General features: G+C 61.9%; 14 protein-coding genes. 9 read left to right on the forward strand and 5 right to left on the reverse strand.

Annotation, left to right across the window (positions count from 1 at the left end; genetic code table 11):
* Positions 1–2 precede the first annotated feature (2 nt).
* Positions 3–1,388: an ethanolamine ammonia-lyase subunit EutB gene (locus AB4Z24_RS10840; RefSeq protein WP_441708190.1), complete on the reverse strand. Its 1,386-nt coding sequence runs from the start codon at positions 1,386–1,388 to the stop codon at positions 3–5.
* A 109-nt stretch (positions 1,389–1,497) separates the two neighbouring features.
* Positions 1,498–2,190: a TetR/AcrR family transcriptional regulator gene (locus AB4Z24_RS10845; RefSeq protein ID WP_441708191.1), complete on the reverse strand. Its 693-nt coding sequence runs from the start codon at positions 2,188–2,190 to the stop codon at positions 1,498–1,500.
* A gap of 356 nt (positions 2,191–2,546) precedes the next feature.
* On the opposite strand from AB4Z24_RS10845, the gene AB4Z24_RS10850 reads away from it, so the two are divergent.
* From AB4Z24_RS10850 to AB4Z24_RS10885, 8 genes are all read left to right on the forward strand, one after another.
* On the forward strand, positions 2,547–3,932 hold the full coding sequence (locus AB4Z24_RS10850) for an aspartate aminotransferase family protein (protein ID WP_441708192.1): 1,386 nt from the start codon (positions 2,547–2,549) through the stop codon (positions 3,930–3,932).
* Complete coding sequence (locus AB4Z24_RS10855; RefSeq protein ID WP_441708193.1) at positions 3,929–4,681, forward strand: gamma-glutamyl-gamma-aminobutyrate hydrolase family protein; 753 nt, start codon at positions 3,929–3,931, stop codon at positions 4,679–4,681. Before AB4Z24_RS10850 ends, AB4Z24_RS10855 begins: the two co-directional genes overlap by 4 nt.
* Positions 4,678–6,027, forward strand: a complete 1,350-nt coding sequence (locus AB4Z24_RS10860) for a glutamine synthetase family protein (protein WP_441708194.1) — start codon at positions 4,678–4,680, stop codon at positions 6,025–6,027. The genes AB4Z24_RS10855 and AB4Z24_RS10860 overlap by 4 nt, the downstream gene beginning before the upstream one ends.
* A 12-nt stretch (positions 6,028–6,039) precedes the next feature.
* Positions 6,040–7,527, forward strand: coding sequence for an aldehyde dehydrogenase (locus AB4Z24_RS10865; RefSeq protein ID WP_441708195.1), 1,488 nt, complete (start codon positions 6,040–6,042; stop codon positions 7,525–7,527).
* Positions 7,528–7,548: 21 nt separating this feature from the next.
* Positions 7,549–9,003, forward strand: a complete 1,455-nt coding sequence (locus AB4Z24_RS10870) for an NAD-dependent succinate-semialdehyde dehydrogenase (protein WP_441708196.1) — start codon at positions 7,549–7,551, stop codon at positions 9,001–9,003.
* Between the two features lie 85 nt (positions 9,004–9,088).
* Positions 9,089–10,384 (forward strand): 4-aminobutyrate--2-oxoglutarate transaminase, encoded by a 1,296-nt coding sequence (gene gabT, locus AB4Z24_RS10875; RefSeq protein WP_441708197.1) that lies wholly within the window; start codon positions 9,089–9,091, stop codon positions 10,382–10,384.
* A 69-nt stretch (positions 10,385–10,453) separates the two neighbouring features.
* The gene (locus AB4Z24_RS10880) at positions 10,454–11,776 is read left to right on the forward strand and encodes an aspartate aminotransferase family protein (RefSeq protein ID WP_441708198.1); all 1,323 of its coding nucleotides are present in this window, start codon (positions 10,454–10,456) and stop codon (positions 11,774–11,776) included.
* A gap of 47 nt (positions 11,777–11,823) precedes the next feature.
* Positions 11,824–13,320: a CoA-acylating methylmalonate-semialdehyde dehydrogenase gene (locus AB4Z24_RS10885; RefSeq protein ID WP_441708199.1), complete on the forward strand. Its 1,497-nt coding sequence runs from the start codon at positions 11,824–11,826 to the stop codon at positions 13,318–13,320.
* 161 nt (positions 13,321–13,481) lie between these two features.
* On the opposite strand, the gene AB4Z24_RS10890 is transcribed toward AB4Z24_RS10885, so the two are convergent.
* Positions 13,482–13,838, reverse strand: coding sequence for a hypothetical protein (locus tag AB4Z24_RS10890; RefSeq protein ID WP_441708200.1), 357 nt, complete (start codon positions 13,836–13,838; stop codon positions 13,482–13,484).
* A 277-nt stretch (positions 13,839–14,115) separates the two neighbouring features.
* Positions 14,116–15,240 (reverse strand): alanine dehydrogenase, encoded by a 1,125-nt coding sequence (ald, locus tag AB4Z24_RS10895; protein ID WP_441708201.1) that lies wholly within the window; start codon positions 15,238–15,240, stop codon positions 14,116–14,118.
* A 131-nt stretch (positions 15,241–15,371) separates the two neighbouring features.
* Here ald and AB4Z24_RS10900 point away from each other — a divergent pair, with 131 nt between their 5' ends.
* Positions 15,372–15,851, forward strand: coding sequence for an Lrp/AsnC family transcriptional regulator (locus tag AB4Z24_RS10900; protein ID WP_441708202.1), 480 nt, complete (start codon positions 15,372–15,374; stop codon positions 15,849–15,851).
* Between the two features lies 1 nt (position 15,852).
* On the opposite strand, the gene AB4Z24_RS10905 is transcribed toward AB4Z24_RS10900, so the two are convergent.
* Positions 15,853–17,211, reverse strand: a complete 1,359-nt coding sequence (locus AB4Z24_RS10905) for a L,D-transpeptidase family protein (RefSeq protein WP_441708203.1) — start codon at positions 17,209–17,211, stop codon at positions 15,853–15,855.
* Positions 17,212–17,287 lie beyond the last annotated feature (76 nt).

The following is a 17,287-nucleotide window of genomic DNA, read 5'->3' on the forward strand; positions in this document are numbered from 1 at the left end:
GGTCATGCCGCCAGCGCCTGTGCGTGTGTGAGAAGCGGATTGCCGGAACTGTGCGGCGCGAGGTGGCCGGTTGTGTCGGTCACGCCGATGCGGGCGAGCCACGCCTCGAACTCCGGCGCGCGCTTGAGGCCCAGCGCCTCGCGCACGTAGAGCGCGTCGTGGAACGACGTCGACTGGTAATTCAGCATGATGTCGTCAGCGCCCGGGATGCCCATGATGAAGTTGACGCCCGCGGCGCCGAGCATCATCAGCAGGATGTCCATATCGTCCTGGTCGGCTTCGGCGTGGTTCGTGTAGCAGATATCGCATCCCATCGGCAGGCCGAGCAGCTTGCCGCAGAAATGATCTTCGAGTCCGGCGCGGATGATCTCCTTGCCGTTGTACAAATATTCGGGACCGATGAAGCCGACGACAGTGTTAACGAGAAGTGGCTTGAACTGACGGGCCACGGCATAGGCGCGGGCTTCGATCGTCTGCTGATCGCAGCCGTGATGCGCGTCCGCCGACAGGGCCGAGCCCTGCCCCGTTTCGAAATACATGCAGTTGTCGCCGACGGTGCCGCGCTTGATGCTGAGCGCGGCTTCGCGACCTTCCTTCAGGTGCGCGAGCGTCACGCCGAAGGACGCGTTGACGCCCTCCGTGCCGCCGATCGACTGGAATACGAGATCGACCGGCGCGCCCTTGGCGATGGCGTCGATCGTGGTCGTCACGTGGGTCAACACGCAGCTTTGCGTCGGAATTTCAAAGCGGCGGATGATGTCGTCCATCATCACCAGGAGATCGGTGATCGCCGTCAGGTTATCGCTCGCGGGATTGATGCCGATGACCGCATCCCCGCAGCCGTACATCAAGCCATCGACGATCGAGGCGGCGATGCCCTTCTTGTCGTCAGTCGGGTGGTTGGGTTGCAGTCGCACGGCCATGTGGCCCGGAAGTCCGATCGTATTGCGGAAACGCGTGATGACGTGCGCCTTCTTGGCTCCGAGCACGAGATCCTGATTGCGCATGATCTTCGAGACGGCGGCGACCATCTCCGGCGTCAACCCGGGGGCGAGCGCGGACACTTTCTGCGGCGTCGCGCTTTCCGAAAGGAGCCAGTCACGAAATTCGCCAACCGTCATATGCGCGACGGCAGCGAAGGCAGCCGCATCATGCGTATCGATGATGAGGCGCGTAACGTCATCATCTTCGTACGGAATGATCGCCTCATTGAGAAACTGCTTCAGGGGCACGTCGGCAAGAGCCATCTTGGCGGCGATGTTCTCGGCGGCCGATGTCGCCGCTACGCCCGCCAGCACATCGCCCGATCGCGGTGGCGTGGCTTTGGCCAAAAGCTCTTTCAGGGACGAGAATGTGTAGGTCGTTCCGCCAGCATGCACCCTATACATGGCCCTCTCCGATCTCCCGTTCGCTGTCCTCAATAATGTCCTTTGACGCTTTCTGCGCAAGCTTCAAATCGTGCTTACTCGACCATCATCCGCCTGTTTGCAGTGCACGTTAATGCGAAGCAGCACCGGATTTTGGGTTGAGTGAGGATTGGTCAGGCCGGTGCCTCGAGAGATCGGCGACGCCCGAGATGAAGGCGTTCATCGCATCGTCGAACGCGGCATCGGGGTCGAGCGTCTTCAGCGCGGGAATGAGCGCGCGAGTCGCTTTGTACGTTTCGGCGTCGAGGGCTTGGAGTTCCGTTTCTTCGCTCTCACCTATCGGACGCAGCAGGCCTTCGGTTTCGGCGAGCGCAAAGCCCAGAACGAACGCGTAAAATGCGAGCCCCAGTCCCGCTGCCTGGGTGTCGGCAAGTCCGGCCTGCCGCAATGCGCAATAAACGATCTCGCTCGATATGTGGTCGGCGGGGCCGGTCGCGTTATAGCGAAAGTGAAGATGAAAAACGCGCGGATGACGGTGCGCGAGCATCCGGTAGGCGTTGGCGACGGCCTTGAGGTCGTTTTGCCAATTTGTCGTCGCTGCGGGTATTTCGACTCCGCGCAAGGCGTGGTCGGCGATGGCGCGAAGCAGTTCTTCCTTCGAGCGGAAATGATGCAGGATTGTCATCGGATCGACGCCGACGATGGCGGCGAGCTTGCGGATCGAAAATCCCTGCTCGCCGGCGCTCGCGAACAAGGTAAACGCGGCGTCGAGAATTTCCGATTTCTCTACTCCCCGCCGCGCCCTAGATTTCAGCTCTGTCATTCCGACGGCCCTTGACTTCTACACTGTAGAGAATACTCTCCAAGCCGTTGAAGACGCAAGTAACGCTATCGTTAGTGATCGAGTGCGCCGCATCGAAAATGGTGCGACCGGCCAGGGAATAACTGGAATGGCGCCGTCGGATATCCGGCTCCCGGCTATTTTTTCAAATGGTGCATCGGCTTCCACCGGTTGCAACGAGACCGCGCGTTCCGGAAAGCGCGCTCCTCATCCGAAGCGCGAGCTTTTGAGGCTTTGTGCCCGCATCGGTTATACGCCGCACTGACGTCTCCCAGCATTTTCATTCGCGCCGGCCGGCATACCGGCCTTCATCTATTATTCCGCTGGAGGGAAGACCCGTGTCCAACCGATTTCAGACCAAGCAGATCCAAGACCTCGACGCACAGCACCACCTGCACCCGTTCTCCGATCATCAGTCGCTCCGGGCCGCACAGAACGTCCGCGTGATCGTCAAGGGCGAAGGTCCGTACGTCATCGACAGCGAAGGCAAGCGCATCCTCGACGGGATGGCCGGCCTTTGGACGACGAACATCGGCTACGGAAATAAAGAGCTGGCGCAGGCCGCCTACGACCAGATGGTCGAGCTACCGTTCTACAATACGTTCTTCAAGACGACGCATCCGCCGGTCGTCGCCCTTTCCCGCAAGCTCGCGGAACTGGCGCCACCGCACATCAATCAGGTCTTTTTCGGCTCGTCGGGATCGGAATCCAACGACACGGCGATCCGCCTCATCCGTCATTACTGGGTGCTCAAGGGCGAACCGAAACGGCGCATCATTATCAGCCGCAAGAACGCCTATCACGGCTCGACCATCGCCGCCGGTTCGATGGGCGGCATGAGTCACGTCCATCAGCACAGCTATCCGGTCTACGAAGGGTTCCGGCATGTGATGGACCCCTACTGGTATGGGGACTCGTTCCCTGGCGAGACGCCGGAGGCATTCGGACTTCGCGCGGCGCGCGCCGTCGAGGAAGAAATTCTTCGCTGCGGACCGGAGAACGTCGCAGCATTTGCAGGCGAGCCGGTTCAAGGTGCAGGCGGCGTCAAGATTGCGCCGTCCACCTATTGGCCCGAAGTGCAGCGCATTGTCGACAAATACGGCATCCTGCTGCTCGCCGATGAAGTGATCACAGGTTTCGGCCGCGTCGGTACCTGGTTCGCGTCGGAATTCTATGGGCTCAAGCCGAACCTGATCACGTTCGCGAAGGCCGCGACGTCCGGGTACATTCCGCTTTCCGGCGTTCTCGTCGACGACAAGATCGTCGAAGCGCTGATGTCGAAGGACGACGACTTCAATCACGGTTACACGTTCTCGGGCCATCCCGTTGCGTGCGCCGTGGCGTTGAAGAACCTTGAAATCATGGAGCGCGACCGGCTCGTTCCGAAGGTAAAGGAGACGACGGGTCCGGCGCTCGCCAAGCTTTTTGCGCGCTTCAAGGATCATCCGCTCGTAGGAGAGGTCCGCACCGTCGGTCTGCTCGGCGCGATCGAACTCGTCGCCGATAGGAAAACGCGCAAACGCTTCGACGATCCGGGTCGCGTCGGCCTTATCTGCCGCGACCACTTCTTCCGCGAAGGGTTCATCATGCGTGCCGTTTACGACACCATGGTATGCGCGCCGCCGCTGATCTGGACGGAAGCGCAATTCGAAGAAGCCGGCGTGGTGATCCAGAAGGCACTCGATCAGACGCTCGCAGACGTGCGTGGAGAACTTGCGGCATGAGCCGTCCCATCGTCGTCATTCCTTGTAGTACCGAAACCGTCGGCGGCCTGGTATCTGACGTCGCGGTGAGGAAATACGCCATCGCGGTGGCAGAAGGCTCCGAGTGCCAGCCGCTCCTGTTGCCGGTCGGCAAGGGGCTTGCCGATATCGGCTCGGTTCTCGACGTCGCGTCCGGCATTCTTTTGACGGGCGCGATCTCGAACGTTCACCCGGAGCACTACAGCGACGAAGACCCGATCCTCCCGGACGCGATCGATCGCGACCGGGATGCGGTGACCTTGCCGCTCATTCCGGCGGCGATCGAGCGCAAGCTGCCGATCTTTGCGATTTGCCGGGGCTTCCAGGAGCTCAACGTGGCGCTCGGCGGCACACTGCATCAGGCTGTGCATGCGCTCGATGACTACGCCGATCACCGCGAGCCGCAGGTCAAAGATTTCGACGTGATGTTCGCGGCCCGCCATCCGGTCAAGCTCACGGGCGAACTCAGGACGTGGCTGGGGCAGGAGACGATCGTCGTCAATTCGCTGCACGGACAGGGCGTCAGGACGCTCGCCAAGCCGCTCGTCGCCGAAGCCTTCGCCGAAGATGGGCTGATCGAAGCTGCACGCGCGCCTTCGGGCCATCCGTTTTCGCTCGGCGTGCAATGGCATCCCGAGTGGCAGATCCACTCAAATCCCCAATCCCTGGCGCTGTTCCGCCGCTTCGGCGACGCTGCGAGAGGCAAGATCGCCAAAGGACAGGCCGCATGACGACGGACACTTTCATCACCATCGAAGAGGCGACGGCATTTCTCGACGCCAATCCAACCGTCACGTGGATCGACATCATCCTCTTTGACATGAACGGCATGGCGCGCGGCAAGCGTGTCCGGCGCGGCGATCTCGTTGGGGCTGCGAAGAACGGCCTGCTTCTTCCCGCATCGGTTTACGTGCTCGACCCGCGCGGCAATTCGATCGCGGAGACTGGCCGTCTTTGGGAAACGGGCGACCACGACATTCCATTCCGCATCCTTGCGGGCACGCTGAAGCCCGTTCCGGCAGGCGCGGGTACGCATGGGCAAGCGGTGATGGTGCCCGTTGAATTCTGCGATATGTGTCCGCGCGGCGTGCTCGCAGGACAAGTCGAACGGTTGACCGCTGCCGGACAGAAGCCTGTCGTTGCCGTGGAGCTTGAATTCTACGTCACGCGCCGTTCGCCCGATGGCAACTTCACGCTGCAGACGCCGCCCGGTCTCTCCGCCGATCCCGAACGGCCGATGACGTTCCAGTTCGAGGAAATGGATACGCTCGGCCCGTTCATCGACGACGTCTACCGGATTGCGGAAGCTCAGGGCCTGCCCGTCGATGCGGTGATGCAGGAATCCGGCCCCGGACAGTTCGAGATCAACTTGAAGCACAGCGATGCCATGTCGGCGGCGCTCGACGGCCTTTTGCTGAAGCGTGCGGTCAAGGCAGCGGCGCGCGCTCACGATCTCGACGCGACCTTCATGGCCAAGCCGCATCATGACTGGACCGGCTCGGGGATGCACATTCACGTCAGCCTGGTCGACAGCCAAGGCCGGAACCTTTTCGCAGGCGATCCGATGGCGCCGATGTTCCGGCAGGCGATCGGCGGACTTTGCCAGTCGATGCCGGACTTCATGGCAATCTGGGCGCAATCCGCCAACGCCTATCGCCGTTACGTGCCGGAATCCTACGTGCCGATGGCGGCGCATTGGGGTTTCAACAACCGCACAGTCGCGCTGCGCATTCCTCACGGCTCCGGCGCCGCGACGCGCATCGAGCACCGGGTATCCGGAGCGGATGCCAACCCGTTTCTCGTCGTCGCCGCGATTTTGGCTGGCATTCGCCACGGCCTCACGAATGGCATCGATCCCGGCCCACACGCCGAGGGCAACGCCGAGACGCTCGAGGGTAGCGCGCTGCCGACTGCCTGGGTCAACGCGCTCGAGAAATTCCGGACGTCGAATATTGTTCGGGAGGCCTTCGGCGCCCCCTTCCAGGACGTATATTATAGGTTGAAGCAGACCGAGCGCATCGCGTTCGAGCGCATCGTCACCGCGCTCGATTACGAATGGTACGCTCAAGTTGCATAAGGCAAATCTGTCATGACATCGCTCGCACACTTCGAAGCCGTCGCGCACTCGATGAGGATTCCGGGTGAGGCCGTTATCGACGGCAAGCTCGTCGCCAGCGTTTCGGGCGAAACGTTCGACAATGTCACGCCGCGGAATGGGCGCATCCTCAATCGCGTCGCGCGCGGCGGCGTGGCCGACATCGATGCCGCCGTCAAAAGCGCACGCCGGACGTTCGACGAAGGATCGTGGCGAAAACTTCATTATCGCGAAAAGAAGAAAAAACTTCTCAAGCTCGCGGAGCTGATCGAACGCGATATCGAGACCGTGGCCGTTCTCGAAAGCCTGGACGTCGGCAAGCCGATCTCGAATGCGCTTGGCGGCGATATTCCGAACGCCGTGCGGACGCTCCGTTATTACGCCGAGGCGATCGACAAGATTTACGGCGAGGTCGGCCCCGAGGCGCCGGATCGCTTCTCATACGCGGTTCACGAGCCGCTTGGCGTCATCGGCGCCATCGTGCCGTGGAATTTTCCGCTGCACATGGCGATGTGGAAGGTCGCTCCGGCGCTGGCGATGGGAAATTCCGTCGTTCTGAAGCCTGCCGAGCAGTCGCCTCTAACCGCGTTGAAGCTCGGTGAACTGGCGCTCGAAGCAGGGCTGCCTCCCGGCGCTCTCAACGTCGTGCCAGGGTTCGGCGGGGAAGCCGGGAAGGCTCTCGCACTGCACAACGACGTCGACATGATCGCGTTTACCGGATCGGGCGCCGTCGGCAAGCTTCTGATGCAGTATTCGGGGCAGAGCAATCTGAAGCGCGTCAGTCTCGAACTCGGCGGCAAGTCTCCGCACATCATCTTTGCAGATTGCCCCGATCTTGACCGCGCCGTCACGGAAGCTGCGTGGGGCATATTCTATAATTCAGGGCAGGTATGCACTGCCGGGTCTCGTCTCCTTGTTCAGGAATCTATAGCGGATGATTTCCTCGACCGGCTCATAACGGTCGCTCGCAAAATCATTGCGGGCGATCCGCTTGAGCCAACGACCACATCCGGCGCGATGGTAAGTGAAGAGCAGATGAAGACCGCACTGCGCTACATCGAGACGGCAAAGCAGGAGGGCGGCGCCCTCGCGCTCGGCGGCAACCGTACGCGCGCCGATAGCGGCGGCTTCTACGTCGAGCCGACGGTGTTCGATCAGGTCAAGCCCGAGAACACGCTGGCGCGCGAGGAAGTTTTCGGCCCCGTGCTCGCCGTCGTCCGGTTCAAAGAGCCGGACGATGCGATCCGGATCGCCAACGACACCAACTACGGTCTAGCCGCCGGTCTCTGGACGAAGGACATCTCGCTTGCGCATCGCGCCGCGCGAGAGATCCGAGCCGGTCTTGTCTGGGTCAACGGCTGGGACAGCTGCGATATCACGATGCCGTTCGGGGGATTCAAGCAGTCCGGCTTCGGCCGCGACCGCTCGCTTCACGCCCTTCATAAGTACGCCGACCTGAAGTCGGTCTCGATCACGTTCTGACGTTTCCCGGAGACAACAATAATGAATATCAAACCCTCGACCCCATTTCCGACCTCCGCGCTGATCGATGGGCAGTGGGTTAACTCGCCGAAGACGTTCGCGGTGCTCGATCCGGCGACGGGCGAGAAGATCGCGGACGTGCCGGATCTGACGCCGGACGACACCAAGCGCGCGATCGATGCCGCTGCGAAGGCGTTCCCGGCGTGGGCTGCAAAGCCCGCCAAGGAACGCGCGCAAATTCTGCGACGCTGGTTCGATCTCATCATCGCAGAGACCGAAGCACTGGCACAGCTGATGACGGCCGAGCAAGGCAAGCCCATCACCGAGGCGCGCGGCGAAGTCGTCTACGGCGCATCCTTTATCGAGTGGTTCGCTGAAGAAGGGAAACGCGCCTACGGCCATACGATCCCGACCACGGTCGCGTCGCGCCGCTACGTCACCATCAAGCAGCCGATCGGCGTTTGCGCGGCGATCACGCCCTGGAACTTCCCGATCGCGATGATCACGCGCAAAGTCGGTTGCGCGCTCGCCGCCGGTTGCACGATCGTCGTCAAGCCTTCGGAAGAGACGCCGCTTTCCGCGATCGCTCTGGCCAAGCTCGCCGTCGATGCGGGCGTTCCGGCGGGCGTGTTCAACGTCATCACGACGCTCGATGGTCCCGGCTGCGGCAAGGTTCTGACCGCAGACGACCGCGTCCGAAAGCTGACGTTCACGGGTTCGACCGAGGTCGGCCGCATCCTCTATCGCCAGTCGGCCGATACGATCAAAAAGCTCACGCTCGAGCTTGGCGGCAACGCGCCGCTGATCGTTTTCGACGACGCCGATCTGGATCAGGCGGTTGCCGGCACGATGGCTTCGAAATTTCGCAACGCCGGCCAGACGTGCGTTTGCGCCAACCGCATCCTCGTGCAGGCCGGTATCTTCGACAAGTTCGTCGCCGCGCTCAAGGCTGCCGCCAGTAAGCTCGTCGTTGCTCCGGGCCGGGATGCCAAATCCACCATCGGGCCGCTGATCAACGGTGAAGCCATCGAGAAGGTGCATTCGCTGATTGCCGACGCCGTTTCGCACGGCGCGAAGATCGAGATGGGCGGCAAGGGCGACGATCACGGCAAACTGTTCTTCTCGCCGACCATCGTGACAGGCATCACGACCGAGATGGCGCTTGCTTCCGAGGAAATCTTCGGGCCGGTCGCTTCGATCTTCCGCTTCGAGACGGAAGCGGACGCGATCCGCATTGCCAACAACACGCCGTTCGGCCTTGCGGCCTATCTGTTCAGCCAGAACATTTCTCGGGCTTGGCGAGTGGCGGAAGCGCTTGAAGCCGGCATGGTCGGCGTCAACGAAGGCGTCTTCTCCAACGAGGTCGTGCCGTTCGGCGGTATCAAGCAGTCGGGTCTCGGCCGGGAGGGCGCGCAGGAGGGTCTCGACGAATATCTTGAGACGAAATTCATCTGCCTTGGCGGGATCAGCGCCTAGCAGTCAAGTATCGGCGGGCCAATTCGTTTATTGCTCCGCTGACCGCCAAGAACTTCAGCTCAATACCGGATACGAAGGATCGTCCATGGCTACTTCAGCCGAACTCCAGGCCCGTCGTGTCGCTGCGGTTCCGCGCGGCGTCGGCAACGTGACGCAAATTTTCGCCAAGACGGCGAAGAACGCCGAGATCTGGAGCGAAGACGGCAAGCGCTATATCGATTTCGGCGCGGGCATCGCGGTCGTCAACACCGGGCATCAGCACCCGCGCGTCGTTGCAGCGATCGAAGCGCAGTTGAAGGCATTCAGCCACGTCTGCTTCCAGGTTACGCCCTATGAAAACTACGTCAGCCTCGCCGAGCGCCTGAACGCCATCGCGCCGGTTCCGGGTCCAGCGAAGACGATGCTCATCTCGACGGGCGCCGAAGCGGTCGAAAACGCCGTCAAGGTTGCGCGGGCGTTCACCGGCCGTTCGGGTATCATTTCGTTCGCGGGCGGATTCCACGGCCGCACGCACATGGGCATGGCGCTGACCGGCAAAGTCGTGCCGTACAAAAAGGGATACGGACCGTTTCCGTCCGACGTCTACAACGTCGAATTCCCGAACCTCTATCATGGCGTCAGCACCGAGCAGAGCCTGAAGAGCCTGAAGTCGCTCTTCAAGCATACGGCCGATCCGTCGAGCATCGCCGCGATCATCATCGAGCCAGTGCAAGGCGAAGGCGGCTTCAACATCGTGCCGAAGGACTTCATGGTCGCGCTCAGGAAGCTTTGCGACGATCACGGTATCCTGCTGATCGCAGATGAAATCCAGACGGGCTTCGCACGCACCGGCAAGCTCTTCGCGATGGAGCACTATGGCGTCAAAGCCGACGTCGTCACCATGGCGAAGGGTCTCGCGGGCGGTCTGCCGCTTTCCGCCATCGTCGGGCGCGCCGATGTCATGGACGCGTCGAACCCTGGCGGTCTCGGCGGCACGTACGCAGGCAACCCCATAGCGTGCGCCGCCGCTCACGCCGTGATCGACGTGATCGAATCCGAAAAGCTCTGCGATCGCGCCAACGCCATCGGCAACATCATCATCGATCGCTGCAAGGCGCTGCAGAACAACTCCAACCTCAATTGCATCGGCGATGTTCGCGGCCTCGGTGCCATGTGCGCGGTCGAGCTCGTCAAGGACAAAGCGAGTGGCGAGCCGGCGCCCGAACTCACGGCGGCCCTGCTCAAGGCTGCCAACGAGCGCGGCCTGATCCTGCTATCCTGCGGCACCTACGGCAACGTCATCCGCTTTCTCGTACCGCTGACCGCGAGCGACGAACTGGTTCGCGAAGGCATGGACGTTTTCGAGGCGGCATTGACGGATGCCATCGCGCGCGCGGCTTGACATTTGACCACGGCGGCTCCCTTCGCGGGAAGCACCGTCACGACCGGCGAAGTAGAGGATAGAGAGACCATGAACGTCCAAATCAAACCGAACGATCTTGAAGCGTTCTGGATGCCGTTCACCGCGAACAAGCAGTTCAAGGCAAATCCGCGTCTCTTCGTCGGCGCCAAGGACATGCACTACATCACAAATGACGGTCGGCGGGTTCTCGATGGCACGTCGGGTCTCTGGTGCGTCAACGCCGGTCACTGCCGTCCGAAGATCGCTGACGCCATCAAGGCGCAGGTCGAGACGCTGGACTTCGCCGGCACATTCCAGATGGGCCATACGCGGGCATTCGAAGCCGCGACGCGCCTTGTCGATATCGCGCCCGAAGGCTTCGACCACGTCTTCTTCACGAACTCCGGTTCGGAATCGGTCGAAACCGCGCTGAAGATGGCGATTGCCTATCACCGGGCGAAGGGCAACGGCGCGAAGGTGCGCCTGATCGGCCGCGAGCGCGGCTATCACGGTGTCAACTTCGGCGGCATGTCGGTCGGCGGTATCGGTCCGAACCGGAAGACATTCGGTTCGCTCGTCGCCGGTGTCGATCATTTGCGCCACACGCACGATCTTGCGCGCAACGCCTTTTCGCGTGGCGAGCCCGAGCACGGCGCTGAGCTTGCCGACGATCTCGAGCGTCTCCTCGCCTTGCACGATGCCTCGACGATCGCAGCGGTTATCGTCGAGCCCGTCGCCTGCTCGACCGGCGTGCTCATTCCGCCGAAGGGCTACCTGAAGCGCCTCGAAGCCATCGCGCGCAAGTACGACATTCTGCTGATCGCGGATGAAGTGATCACGGCGTTCGGACGCCTGGGCGTGCCGTTCGGCTCCGATTACTTCGGCATCTCGCCCGACATCATCACGACGGCGAAGGGCGTGACCAACGGCACCGTCCCGATGGGCGCTGTGTTCGTCAAATCGCACATCCACGACGCGTTCATGAACGGGCCTGAGTGGATGATCGATTTGTTCCACGGCTACACGTACTCGGGCCATCCGGTCGCTTGCGCGGCCGCGCTCGGCACGCTCGACACCTATGCCGACGAAGGCTTGCTGACGCGCGCCGCCGAGCTTGCGCCGTATTGGGAAGAGCGCGTCCATGCACTCAAGGGGCTGCCGCACGTCATCGACATCCGCAACATCGGACTGATCGGCGCCATCGAATTCGCTCCAGATCCGGCACAGCCCGGAAAACGCGCTTACGAGCGCTTCGTCAAGGCGTTCGAGGCGGGCCTTCTCGTCCGGCAGACGGGCGACATCATCGCGCTGTCGCCACCGCTCGTCATTTCGAAGAGCGAGATCGACGAGCTGTTCGACATCTTCACGAAGGTGCTGAAGTCGATGAACTAAGCGGCGCCTCGGCGACGTCGGAAATCCAAAAGAGAAACGAGCCTTCAATGCACATGATCGAGAACGCCATCAACGGCCGCCGCGCCGCCGTCCATGCCGCGCGCACGATGCCCGTCTTCAATCCGGCGACGGGTGAGGAAGTTGCACGGCTTCCGCTGTCGAGCGTCGAGGATCTGAATGCGGCGGTCGCTGCTGCGAAGGCTGCCGCTCAATCGTGGGGGACGACGCCGCCGATGAAGCGCGTGAGGCCGCTCTTCAAATTCAAGGAGCTTCTGGAAAAGAACTCGGACGAGATCGCGCGTTCCATTTCACGCGAGCACGGCAAGACGCACGCGGACGCGCTCGGCGAGCTTGCGCGGGGCATTGACGTCGTCGATTTCGCCTGCGGAATTCCGCATCTTCTGAAAGGCGAATTCAGCCGCAACGTCGGGCCGGATATCGACAGCTGGTCGGATCGTCAGCCGCTCGGCGTCGTCGCGGGCATCACGCCTTTCAACTTCCCGGCCATGGTGCCGATGTGGATGTTCCCCGTCGCCATCGCGTGCGGAAACACGTTCATCCTGAAGCCGTCGGAGCGCGATCCGTCCGCACCGATGCTGATCTGGGAGTTGTTCCAGGAAGCGGGCCTGCCGCCTGGCGTCTTCAATATCGTGCACGGCGACAAGACGATCGTCGACGCGATCCTCGATCATCCGGATATCGCGGCCGTTTCATTCGTCGGCTCGACGCCCGTCGCGCAGTACATCTACGGCCGCGGCTCGGCCAACGGGAAGCGCGTGCAGGCCCTGGGCGGCGCGAAGAACCACATGATCGTGATGCCGGATGCCGATATGGATCAGGCAGTCGACGCGCTCATGGGCGCGGGCTACGGTTCGGCCGGCGAGCGCTGCATGGCGATCTCGGTTGCGGTTCCGGTCGGCGAGAAGACGGCAGACAAGCTCGTCGAAGCTCTTGCGCCGCGCGTCGCCAATCTGAAGGTCGGCCCATCGACGGATGCAGCCTCTGAGATGGGTCCTGTGGTGACGGCCGATGCGAAGCGCCGCATCACCTCCCTCATCGACAAGGGTGTGGCGGAAGGTGCGAAGCTCGTCGTGGACGGCCGCGGCCTCACGCTTCAGGGCTACGAGAACGGCTTCTTCCTCGGCGGCACGCTGTTCGACCGCGTCACGCGCGATATGTCGATCTACCGCGAGGAGATCTTCGGGCCGGTGCTCTCGGTCGTTCGCGCGCAGAACTACGACGAGGCTGCAGACCTGATCAATACGCACGAATACGGCAACGGCACCGCGATCTTCACGCGCGACGGCGACACGGCGCGCGCCTTCGCCGACCGCATCGAAGTCGGCATGGTCGGCGTCAACGTGCCCCTCCCGGTTCCGGTCGCCTATCATTCATTTGGCGGATGGAAGCGGTCGATGTTCGGAGATCATGCGATCTACGGGCCGGAAGGCGTGCACTTCTACACGCGCCTGAAGACGGTCACTGCGCGTTGGCCCGCGGGCATCCGCAAGGGTGCGGAGTTCAATTTCCCGAGCTTGAAATAACGGCGCGTCGTCGGAGACGCATAAAATACGGCGCCGGATCAGGCATATCCGGCGCCGCATTTTTTCTTCGTACGCGAGATACTCGGTCCGGTCAGGAGTTGGATCTCGCGGCCGCCGGAAGATACGGCTGCAAAGATCCCGGCAAAGTTCCGGACGCGACTTCAGCGAAGATATGGGCAGACACGCTCGACGCCACGGCGATCGATGTAAGTGCCGGTGCGATAGCTGAACTCAGGGAAGTCCCGTGCGCAGCGATCCATGTCGACACGATCGGCCCGATGCTCGGCAACTGCCGACGCGATCAGTGCGCCGCCGATAATGCCGCCAACCAATGCTCCCGGACCCCAACCCCAACCGCCGCCATGCCAGCCAACGTTGGTGACGGGGCCAGCGGACTTCGAAATCGCTGCTCCGCCCGCGTTGAACGGTGCTGCAGTTGCTTGTCCGGCTGCTACAAATGTTGCCGTCATGGTCAGGGCGACGAGCGACGATGCGATGAATCTGTTCAGTTTGATCATTGATGCGTTCCCACCGAAAACGATGTTCCTGTCCCACCAAACGCAGCCCACGGAATGATCCGTCGCTATGCCGCGAAACGATCACAAGTCTTGCTGAATCATTGAGGAAACATGAGGTGAGTTCGCGACAATTCGAAGGCAGGCATTGGATGAATCGTCGCCGATAAAACGCTCGCGAGAACAAGTCCGGCATAGAAAAGCCGGCCGCTCCTGGGGGGAAGGAGCGACCGGCGGATGGCCACCGGTGAGGGTTCCGGCGGCACGGGGGTCTCGAATTTTATTCCGCAGCGAGACGAATTTTGCGACTGGTCTCTATGCTGTCGAAACCGAGAGATGCCGCAACAGCCTGATGCATGATGCGGCCTTCCTTGACGTTCAATCCTGCTGCGAGATGGGGATCTCTATCAAAAGCCGCAAGGCCTCTTTCCGCAAGTTTAATGACGAATGGCAGCGTTGCATTATTGAGGGCCTGCGCAGAGGTGACGGGAACGGCGCCCGGCATGTTCGCGACGCAGTAGTGAATGACGCCATCGATCTCGAACGTCGGATGGGCATGGGTCGTCGGCCTCGACGTTTCGAAACAGCCGCCCTGATCGATCGACACGTCGACGAGAACGGCGCCCTTTTTCATGTCCTTCAACATTGCACGCGTGACGAGCTTCGGAGCACTCGCGCCCGCGACTAGCACGGCGCCGATCACGACATCGGCCGCGAGCACTTCGTTCTCGATCATCTCCATCGTCGAGGCGAGCGTGCGGACGCGGCCTTCGAACATTTCATCGAGCAGACGAAGGCGCGGAAGAGAACGGTCGATGATGGAAACTTCGGCACCGAGGCCAGCGGCCATCCGCGCGGCATGCGTTCCGACGACACCGCCACCGAGCACGACGACCTTTGCCGGCTTGACGCCGGGAACGCCGCCCATCAGCACGCCACGTCCGCCCGTCGGACGACGGAGAGCGACGGCGGCAGCTTCAATTGAAAGACGGCCAGCGACCTCGCTCATCGGCGCCAGCAACGGCAAGCCACCTGCGGGGTCCGTCACGGTCTCGTAGGCAATGGCCGAGGCACCCGACTCCATCAGCCCAATCGCCTGCGGCGCGTCCGGGGCAAGGTGCAAATATGTGAACAGGATCTGATCGGGTTTCAGGCGCTTCCACTCGACGGGCTGCGGCTCCTTAACCTTCACGATCATCTGGGCGGCGGCGAAGACCTCGTCCGCCGTGGGGACGATGCGGGCTCCGGCCCTCTCATAGATGGCGTCGTCGACGAAAATGCCGGCTCCAGCGCCGGCTTGGACGATGAGCTCGTGGCCGCGTGCCGTCAGCTCGCGAACGGAGCCTGGGACAAGACCCACACGAAATTCATCAGGCTTAATTTCTGTTGGAACACCGATCCGCATCGTCTTTGACCCCTCATGCTCCCTATGTTGCATGGTTGACACAAAAGACGCGCCGTTACCCAGCAATTCTGGTTGTCATAGAGCCGAAATACGACGAGAATCGCTGAAAATTGGCTGAAGGACGCAGAAAAATGGCGGAAGTAGCCATGGACGCGCTGGATAAGGCGATTCTAACCGCTCTTCTTGCCGACGGCCGTCAGAGCCAGGTCGAGCTGGCGCAGCGCGTCCCGCTGTCGCCGACGGCCATCGCCCGCCGCATCCGTGCCCTCGAGCAATCGGGCGTGATCGCGGGATATGAGGCCAAAATCAATCGCAAGGCGCTCGGCCTCACGATGATGGTCGTCGTGCAGATCAGCCTCGAGAGCCAAAACGAAGATCTGCTGGCGGCTTTCGAACGGGCGGCAGCGGCGGCGCCGTCAATCGTGTCCTGCTACATGATGTCGGGCCAGGACGACTATCTGATTACGGTGTTCGCGCGCGATCTCGCGGATTTCGAGCGGATCCACAAAGAGGAGCTTTCGCGCCTTCCCGGCATCTCCCGCCTGCATTCGAGCTTCGTGCTCCGCGAGGTCACAAGCCGATCCCTGCCGGGATCGAGCTTGCTGCGGTAGATCAGGGCGCGAGAGCGGCGGCGGCGGATGCGGGCGGCGCATCGTCGGCGTCGCGCTGATAGGACGTCTGCATCGCGGCGCCGTCACGGCCATAGATATCGGGACGGAATTCGATCGAGCCGTTGGAGGGCTCAGCCCATGCCGTGATGTAGGTGAAGTACACCGGTATCGGGCGCGTCAGCTTCAGCTCCATTGGCTGGCCGGTGTCGAGCTGCTGGCGGACACGGCCGGGCTGCTCCCAGCCGGGCTCGTAATGCGCGACCCAATCGCCGAGATCGAAGACGTTCTTTACGCGAACGCATCCGGCGCTGAAGGCGCGGCTGCGCTGGTCGAACAGGTTCTTCATCGGCGTGTCGTGCATATAGACGCCGTATTGATTGGACATGTCCAAACGCAGCAAGCCAAGGGCGTTCTTTTCGCCCGGGTCCTGCTTGAACTTGTAGTTGGCGGTCTGGGGCGACGACCAATCGATTGTATTGCGATCGAGTTCCGGCCCGTTGACGCCGTTATAGACGCGGATGCCTTCCTCGGCGAGATAGCCCGGCTCTTTGCGAAGCCGCGGAATGAGATCGAGCGTCGCAACACTCTCCGGAACACGCCAATATGGGAAGAAGTTGAGCGCCTTGATCGAGGCTTTCACATCGGGCGTTTCGCGTCCGGGGCGCCCGACAATCACGCGATGGCGAAGCTGCACCTCAAATTTGTCAACGGCTTCGAGCTGGAATGCCGGGACGTTGACCAGCACGTAGCGCTCTTCGACGCCGATCATCAGACCGCGAAGACGGTCGAAGTTGAGCTTGAGCTGCGCGAGACGTTGCTCGGCAGTGATGTTCAGCACCGGATAGACGGACTGCTCGATGCGTCCCGTCTCACGAATGCCGTTGCGCTTTTGAAAGCGCTTCACGCCATCGGTCAGCTCGGAGTCGAACGTCTCGGAGTCGTAATAGGACCCTTTCGCAGGCATGTCGCCGCTGATCCTGAGGCGCTTTCGCAAAATGGGTACGCGCGGATCGTCGTCGCCTTCGCGCAACATGCGGCCCTGCGGAACCACGGGCCAGCCACCGCTATCGACGATTTTCTGATAGCGCTCGATTGCCGCCGCGATGGCGTTGACCATGACGTCGCTGCGCCATGGCGTTGCGTCCGGCCGCAGATCATCAAGCGTATCGGCTTTCGGAGGCGGCGCATCGGTTGCGCCACGGCCGTAGCTCGGTCCCTGCAGCTGATCCCAGATGCTGATCTGGGCGTGTCCCGGCGTCGCGAATTGCGGAAGGATTTGAAGGATCGAAGCAAGCAGCACCAGCGCGCCTGTTCGCAGAACCGAAGCTCCCGCCCGTGACGTCAAAATCAAATCCCTCATCCCGCTTGTCCGGCTTTCCGTAAAACGATGCGTACCAGTTATAAAAATTCCGCGCGGCACGCTTTTGAATTTCGAC

Origin of the sequence: Hyphomicrobium sp. 2TAF46, assembly GCF_052114865.1 — a bacterium.
Classification (GTDB): Bacteria; Pseudomonadota; Alphaproteobacteria; order Rhizobiales; family Hyphomicrobiaceae; genus Hyphomicrobium_B.

What these genes read in the sequence shown, in the direction of transcription:
- AB4Z24_RS10840 (WP_441708190.1), bottom strand. Translation starts at nt 1,388, where the DNA reads ATGTATAGGGTGCATGCTGGCGGAACGACCTACACATTCTCGTCCCTG.
- AB4Z24_RS10845 (WP_441708191.1), bottom strand. Translation starts at nt 2,190, where the DNA reads ATGACAGAGCTGAAATCTAGGGCGCGGCGGGGAGTAGAGAAATCGGAA.
- AB4Z24_RS10855 (WP_441708193.1), top strand. Translation starts at nt 3,929, where the DNA reads ATGAGCCGTCCCATCGTCGTCATTCCTTGTAGTACCGAAACCGTCGGC.
- AB4Z24_RS10860 (WP_441708194.1), top strand. Translation starts at nt 4,678, where the DNA reads ATGACGACGGACACTTTCATCACCATCGAAGAGGCGACGGCATTTCTC.
- AB4Z24_RS10865 (WP_441708195.1), top strand. Translation starts at nt 6,040, where the DNA reads ATGACATCGCTCGCACACTTCGAAGCCGTCGCGCACTCGATGAGGATT.
- AB4Z24_RS10870 (WP_441708196.1), top strand. Translation starts at nt 7,549, where the DNA reads ATGAATATCAAACCCTCGACCCCATTTCCGACCTCCGCGCTGATCGAT.
- gabT (WP_441708197.1), top strand. Translation starts at nt 9,089, where the DNA reads ATGGCTACTTCAGCCGAACTCCAGGCCCGTCGTGTCGCTGCGGTTCCG.
- AB4Z24_RS10880 (WP_441708198.1), top strand. Translation starts at nt 10,454, where the DNA reads ATGAACGTCCAAATCAAACCGAACGATCTTGAAGCGTTCTGGATGCCG.
- AB4Z24_RS10885 (WP_441708199.1), top strand. Translation starts at nt 11,824, where the DNA reads ATGCACATGATCGAGAACGCCATCAACGGCCGCCGCGCCGCCGTCCAT.
- AB4Z24_RS10890 (WP_441708200.1), bottom strand. Translation starts at nt 13,838, where the DNA reads ATGATCAAACTGAACAGATTCATCGCATCGTCGCTCGTCGCCCTGACC.
- ald (WP_441708201.1), bottom strand. Translation starts at nt 15,240, where the DNA reads ATGCGGATCGGTGTTCCAACAGAAATTAAGCCTGATGAATTTCGTGTG.
- AB4Z24_RS10900 (WP_441708202.1), top strand. Translation starts at nt 15,372, where the DNA reads ATGGCGGAAGTAGCCATGGACGCGCTGGATAAGGCGATTCTAACCGCT.
- AB4Z24_RS10905 (WP_441708203.1), bottom strand. Translation starts at nt 17,211, where the DNA reads ATGAGGGATTTGATTTTGACGTCACGGGCGGGAGCTTCGGTTCTGCGA.